This is a genomic window from Coprococcus sp. ART55/1, from assembly GCF_000210595.1.
GTDB lineage: Bacteria > Bacillota > Clostridia > Lachnospirales > Lachnospiraceae > Coprococcus > Coprococcus aceti.
This window is the reverse complement of record NC_021018.1, coordinates 358,808-365,147: the sequence shown is the minus strand read 5'-3', so window position 1 is coordinate 365,147 and position 6,340 is coordinate 358,808. Positions and strand designations below refer to the sequence as shown.

Annotated in this window: 4 protein-coding genes and 2 pseudogenes; all 6 read right to left on the bottom strand. The window is 43.9% G+C overall.

Annotated features, from left to right (window positions below; genetic code table 11):
- Positions 1-369, bottom strand: a pseudogene (locus CCU_RS01700) (virulence-associated E family protein); the annotation flags it as partial.
- Positions 323-958, bottom strand: a complete 636-nt coding sequence (locus CCU_RS01695) for a CHC2 zinc finger domain-containing protein (RefSeq protein WP_004853608.1) — start codon at positions 956-958, stop codon at positions 323-325. The gene CCU_RS01695 and the pseudogene CCU_RS01700, both read right to left, overlap by 47 nt.
- 2 nt (positions 959-960) lie before the next feature.
- Positions 961-2,190: a hypothetical protein gene (locus tag CCU_RS01690; RefSeq protein ID WP_004853606.1), complete on the bottom strand. Its 1,230-nt coding sequence runs from the start codon at positions 2,188-2,190 to the stop codon at positions 961-963.
- Positions 2,191-2,510: 320 nt separating this feature from the next.
- Positions 2,511-4,372: pseudogene (locus CCU_RS14390) on the bottom strand (recombinase family protein).
- Positions 4,373-4,457: 85 nt separating this feature from the next.
- Positions 4,458-5,627 carry a type IV secretory system conjugative DNA transfer family protein gene (locus CCU_RS14385; protein ID WP_015533332.1) on the bottom strand — a complete coding sequence of 390 codons (1,170 nt, stop codon included), beginning with the start codon at positions 5,625-5,627 and terminating at the stop codon, positions 4,458-4,460.
- Positions 5,628-5,636: 9 nt separating this feature from the next.
- The coding region (locus CCU_RS01675) for a hypothetical protein (protein WP_208895902.1) at positions 5,637-6,340 on the bottom strand (704 nt) is incomplete at its 5' end.

Genomic DNA, 6,340 nt, shown 5'->3' with positions numbered 1-6,340 from the left:
ACTGACCTCTGCCCCTAAGAAGTGATGCAGTGCATAGCGTATCCTCTCCCAGCCATCCCATGTTATGGAATTGATGCGGTCAAGAACCGGATGGTATCTGTTTTCATTTGCCACGACCTTTATCACATCCTCAATCCGCTTTTCGTTGGATAATCCATAATGCTTTTCAAGGTAGACAACAAGGAATTTCAAATCAACATCCGTCAGGCTGTCGCTTTCACGATACCATCCCAAATCCCTTGTAATGTCGATTTTATCCGTAAACATGTTCAGACGGAATGCACCCTGCAGATTAGGGTCATTCATCAAAATCAGACGATAGTTACCGACTGTTTTCCTGACTTCTCCCTTTTCTGTGCTCTCCAGCATCGCCCTGACTTCTCCGATACTCTTCAATTCTTCCTGCAATCGACTTCACCCCCTTTCCAATGTCAGAAACAACAGAAGCTCTGTCAGGGATATCCTTTTCAAGGAGAGTATCAAGCTGATATTCCACTTTACTGATATTCTGCAGAGCTTCTACAAAGCAGGGATGCCATTCCTCATCCATGCTCTTCGGTGCATATTCTGTTTTCCATTTCCTTAACAGATGATAATAGTCTGACAGAACACAAAAACACTGCTTCTGCTCTTCATCCAGTATCTGCTCCGGTGTTTTCTTTGGTGCCATCTTTTTCGGTGGTGCCCGGTTGGTTGCGTCATAATTCAGTCCAAAGTCAGATGCAATCTTCATTGCAGCTTCCTTTGGTGCAAGCCCGAAATATTTTGCCACAAAATCTATCGCATCTCCGGTATCTCCACAGCCGAAACAATAGTATCTCTTATCAATCTTCATGCTGGGAGTCTTGTCTTTATGAAACGGACAACAAGCCAGCCCACTCCGGTTGATTTTGATGCCATACTGCATAGCCACCTGCCTTGCAGTGACATTTTCTTTCACTACTGCAAATACATTCATGCTTATCCCAATTCCTCTCCCCTTGCTTTTTTGTGTGCTGGTGTTTCTGCCACCTTTGCTCTCTGCTCCTCTACAAGCTTCCTGTTTGCCTCAAGAAGGGCACGGACTGACTTCCTTGCATGTTCCTTTACCTCAGACTTCTTTTGCTCCTTTATGCGTGGATTTTGCAATGTTTCCATTACTTTCCCGGCTACTTTCTGTGCCATGCCCCTGAGCCTGTTTTCCAAATTATCAAGACACCTTCCGACAAAATCCCGCTTGTCCTTTGGTGTCTTTCTCTCATCCGAGGTCAGCCACTTTTTATATCTGCGAAGCTCCTCAATATCTTCCGCCCTGGTCTGCTCTGCCATTGTATCAGATACTGCCTCACACGCTTTTTCATAGGCATCCTCAGCTACCTGTTCCACAAAATTCTCCATATCCAAAACTCTCATGGTAATCTCATCCAGAACTGCCTGCTTCTCTGCAATTCGCTTTTTCTGATTTTCAATTATAAAGTCCTGCTTTTCAAGATAGCCTGCACCACCATAAACCGGCTCACACTCCACCTGCACTCCGTTTCTCTGTGCTATCTCCAAAAACAATTTTCTGCATTCTGCATCAAAGTTCATTTTCCGGTTATTGTATTTCCCTTTCTTTTTTGCTGGGTCAGGCAGTTCAAAGCCAAGCTCTTCCAGTGCCTTATCCTGCTGGGGACATAATTCTCCATATTTGTTTTTTGCGTCAAATACATGCCTCTCATGAATATGCGGGGTTGCCTCATCCAGGTGCAGTGCCCAGTCCAATATATGAATGTGGGAGCCATATCTTTTATTGAACTCGTCAAAGAACTCTGCTGATACCTTAGCTAGCACATCCGGTGTAACCGCATGGTCTATATTGCCAAGCTGTATCACGCTTTCTTCCGGGCAGGTCTTATTGTTTTTCAGTACATCATCAATCGTTCTGTTTCTCTCCGGATGCCTTGCCTGCTCATTCCTCTCATTCTGTGCATCCACAAAATCTGAATAATGCTCATAGTAATAGGCACGCTCAATTTCTGTAAAATTAAACTGCCTCTCTTGGGAACTGCCCGCAAAACTGTAACCCTGATAGCAGTCCCAGTAAACATTCTGCTTTGTTCTTTCCGAATCAATATGTTCACTGTGCTCCACATCAAAATCCCTGTCATTATGCTTTACATCATAGACTCCATGCTTTCCACTTCTGCCATTATGCCTTGAAGCTTTCATTGTCTTTTCTCTCCTCTCCACTGTTTTGTTTTTTTGATGGCGGAGCCGATAAACCCTTGCGTTTGCGGCAAGTAATACCCAGTACTTATTGTCGCTACGACAATAAACTGGGCAGGGCTTCTGCCCTTGACCTGATGAAGGCTCTGCCTCTCAACTCCGACAAAGGTTGCACCTCTGTACTCTGCTCCGAAGGAGTTGAAATCTGTCATCCCACAGGACGGATAACACAGTTCAACTTCTCCGGTTGCCCTGCATTTCCTGCGGAAATTTGAGCATGAAAAAAGCACCCAAGACTTCTCTCAAGTGCTTTCTGCGAAATCCTATTCAGGCATTCCAATCGTCGGTTCCAATGCAAGACTGCCTGCCGTTGCATAGACTCCGTTCTCCCTGTCCTGCCTGCGGATTTCTTCTTTCATTGCCTGCATTTTTGCACGCTTTTCATTTTTTACACGCTCTTCATATTTCCTCTGCCATCCACTTTCTTTTCTTCGTAAATACTGCTGATGTCTCCTGTCCTTGATTCTGTTAATCCGGTCAATCTCAGCCTGCTCTTCAGCAGTAGGTTCTGTCATCATTGCCGGTGGAACATACCGACCAACAAAATTGAAATAGATTTCAATCTCCTGCGTGGTTTGGATGCTCCCCTTTCTGTCTCTTTCATGCACCAGCACCTTATCAACAAATTCATTTACCATTGCCGGTGTCAGTTCCTCGAACTTCTCATATTTATCAATCAGTGCAATAAACTTGCCGGCAGAATTTCTGCTTTTCTCATATTCTGTGAGCTTCGCTTCCAGCTCCTTAATCTCTGCATCCAGCTCCGCTTTTTCCCTGGCATACTGCTTATCAAGAACCTCATATCTGCTGTCCGGTAGTTTGCCGAGAATATTGTCCTCATAAATACGGCAGATTAGCTTCTCCAGCTCCTCACAGCGATTTCCAGCCACTGCGATTCTTGCCCTGACCTTTTTTACCTCTGCATCCTCCTGTGTTGACTGTGCCATTGTTATGGTGTCTATGAACTCGCTCCGGTCATACTTTGCATATTCAAAGATTGCCCTGAGTGTGTCTCCTATCAGTTCCAGCACCACTGACTCGTTAATCCTGTGCTGTGTCTTGCACAATGTTCCGCAAGGTACCTTGGTATAAGCAGAACAGGTATACTGGGCAATCCTCTTTCCATTGCTTGTCCGGTGCACATACATTTTTGCACCACAGTCAGCACAATACATAAGACCGGTAAGAACATGATGCTCTCCCCATCCGTCCGGGTATCTCCTTACATTTTCCCGTAATTTCTGCACTGTATCAAAGGTCTGCTGGTCAATAATCGGCTCCTGCGTATTCTCAAATATTACCCAGTTGTCCTCTGATACATAATGGCTCTTTTTATCCTTAAAATGCTTCTGTGTTTTAAAATTGACCGTGTGACCTAAGTATTCCCTTTTCTTCAATATCCCGACTACTGTAGAAGAACCCCATCCATAAGGGTCTTTCACTTTCTTGTTTCTGTTATTCCCCTGCCCGAAGCGTGCCATATGCACTGCCGGTATTTCCACTTTTTTCTCCTGCAGAAGTTTTGCTATCTGATAAGGACCCAGCCCATCAATAGTCCATTTGAATATCAGCCTCACAATTTCGGAGCTTCTTCATCCACAATCCAATGGTTTCCGTCATTTTCATCTTTCAGGTATCCGTATGGTGTAACACTTGCCACATGCTTTCCGGATTTTCCCTTGGATTTGAATGTGGATTTTATCTTTTTGCTGATATCCTTGGCATACATTTCATTCATAACATCCCTGAATACAAGGAAATCGTCATCTCCATTGTAACTGTCATGATTATCGTTAATTGCAATCAGACGAACTCCCTTTTTGCGAAAGAACTCCCGGAGCTGACCTACCACAAGATAATCCCGCCCTAACCGGCTCATATCCTTTAGAATAATGGTTTCCACTTCTCCATCTTCCACAAGCTGTATCATAGCCTTAAAGGATGGTCTGTCAAAGGTTGTGCCGGATATACCATCATCAGTGAAGTGCCTGAACCTGGTCCACCCTTTTTCTCTGCAATAATCTTCCAGCAGCTTCTTTTGATTTGATATACTGTACGACTCCCCAAGGTTCTCATCCTCTCGGCTTAATCGTTCATATAATACAATTATTTTCTCACTACTCATGTTCTGCTCCTTTCCTCTGTATTTGAGCCAAAAGTAATAAGCTCAAAGAGAATCTTTAATCTGTTAAGGTACTAAAAAGTCTCTTTCATCTTATTACACCTGCCGCAAGCTTATATTTATGATACTGTCGTACTGCAAAAGAATCTGGATCTGCTTCTATGCCCTCTTCATCATTACCAAATTCTATGTCTTTGAACATAAGGTCAATGGCATTCTCGAAGTCCTCATCCTCTTCTCTTGTCTCCGACGCATCTATCATGGCTAAAAGTGAGACAAAATTTCTCTCACTCTTTTTACAGTATTTCACAATGTATGCCACATACGCTGTGAACAGGAGCCTTTCGGCTTTTACCCAGAAATCTTCTCCGCTCTGTGCGCCCTCGCCCTTTGTATTTGCAATCAGCGTATTCACGAATTTAAGAACATCCTGCTCCGTGTGAATATATGCAAATGGGTTATAGTGCATGGACTTTGCGAAGTTGATTGTATTGAATACCTTTATCTTATAAGGCGTCCTCTTGTAGATCACCTTGCCGGATTTGGTCTTTAAGGTCTGTCCGTTCTTGCCGACCTTCGGTACTTTGTTACCTTTATTGTCAAGCTCCCATGCCCCTCTTGCAAGCATGGTACCAACTTCTTCAAGTACAGTTCCCTTTGGATCAGTCACAACATATGAACACTGCATCTGCATAAGTGACGGTTTCACAAATCCTCTTGTTTTTCCTGCTCCGGAACCTCCGACAATCAGGATATTTTTGTTTCTGTCGTACTTTGGGTGTTCCGGTCTCGTCATTCTGAGCCACTCTGTTGCAGTCAGCGGAATGTTGTTCCACTTAACCGGGTCTGTATATGGTTCAAAATCCTTATCCGTTCCCCACTTGGCAGAGCCATATTCCTCTCTCGGACGGAACTGCTTGGCATTCTTCTTTCTGGAGTTCATGAAAAGCTTGAATGCCACACCTGCCCCGATACCACAGATAAGCGGTGTCAGCTTAAACGATGGTGTAAAATAAGGCTTGACCTGGAATATCAGTGAAAATGCTTTGACACACTTATCCAGCATATCGCCGCCATCTGCTGATACCACCGCCTGCACATACTTATTTATCACATAAAATATGATTACAAACGGGATTCCATCAATCGCTATCTTATTCGCATTCAGCTTTCCATTCTTGTAATACGGTTTCAGTATCTTCTTAGGTAATGCCTTTAGGTCATCAAGTATGGCACCGCCGATATTCTTATTCCCCATAAGCACCACCTATAAACTTGTATCCCGGCTCTTTTTCTTCGTTTTCTCTCGCTGCCGGTTCTTGTCTTTCTGTTTCTTCTGTGACTGCTCCTTCTTGTCCTTAATTCGCTCCGTAAGCGACTTATCCTTCTTCGGATTATGTTTTCTCGCCGCTTCCTTGATTTCCTCCTTTGCATTTGGTGTGATACTTCTGGATTCCAAAACTTCATTCTTGTGATCCTTGATCTCAAATCTCGTAGAGAATCTTGACAGTGTTTCCACATCATCCATATTTATCTCACCATTATTTACAAAGTCAGCCGACATAACCTCCTTGCCCTTATCATCGTAAAGTACAAGTGTCTTGGTCATTTCCTTCTGCTCCTCAAGTACCCGTTCGGAAGCCATCTTCAGTAATGCTGCCATCTGGTCTATGCTTTTCACTTCACAGAATGCAGTATGCGTGATGGAACCATCTGCCCTCGTTACCTTTTTCATATCCACCGGAATATGACTTTTCTTACAGGCTTTCTCCAAAAGCTCCGCTGTTCTCTCATCATTTACATCAATATGCGTGACATCTTTGCCCTCTCTGTTGAATCCCTTTAATGAGCCATGCGTTTCCTTATAATTCGACATTACCTTATCGACAACCTTGCCGAGCAATGTCTCCTTCTGTTCCTCGCTCATACCAGGATTCTGCTGTTCAGACCGCTTGCACGCATCTGCAATGG

Bases quoted from the DNA above. Each gene is read 5' to 3' on its own strand.
- CCU_RS01690 (WP_004853606.1), bottom strand. From the start codon at position 2,190: ATGAAAGCTTCAAGGCATAATGGCAGAAGTGGAAAGCATGGAGTCTAT.
- CCU_RS14385 (WP_015533332.1), bottom strand. From the start codon at position 5,627: ATGGGGAATAAGAATATCGGCGGTGCCATACTTGATGACCTAAAGGCA.
- CCU_RS01695 (WP_004853608.1), bottom strand. From the start codon at position 958: ATGAATGTATTTGCAGTAGTGAAAGAAAATGTCACTGCAAGGCAGGTG.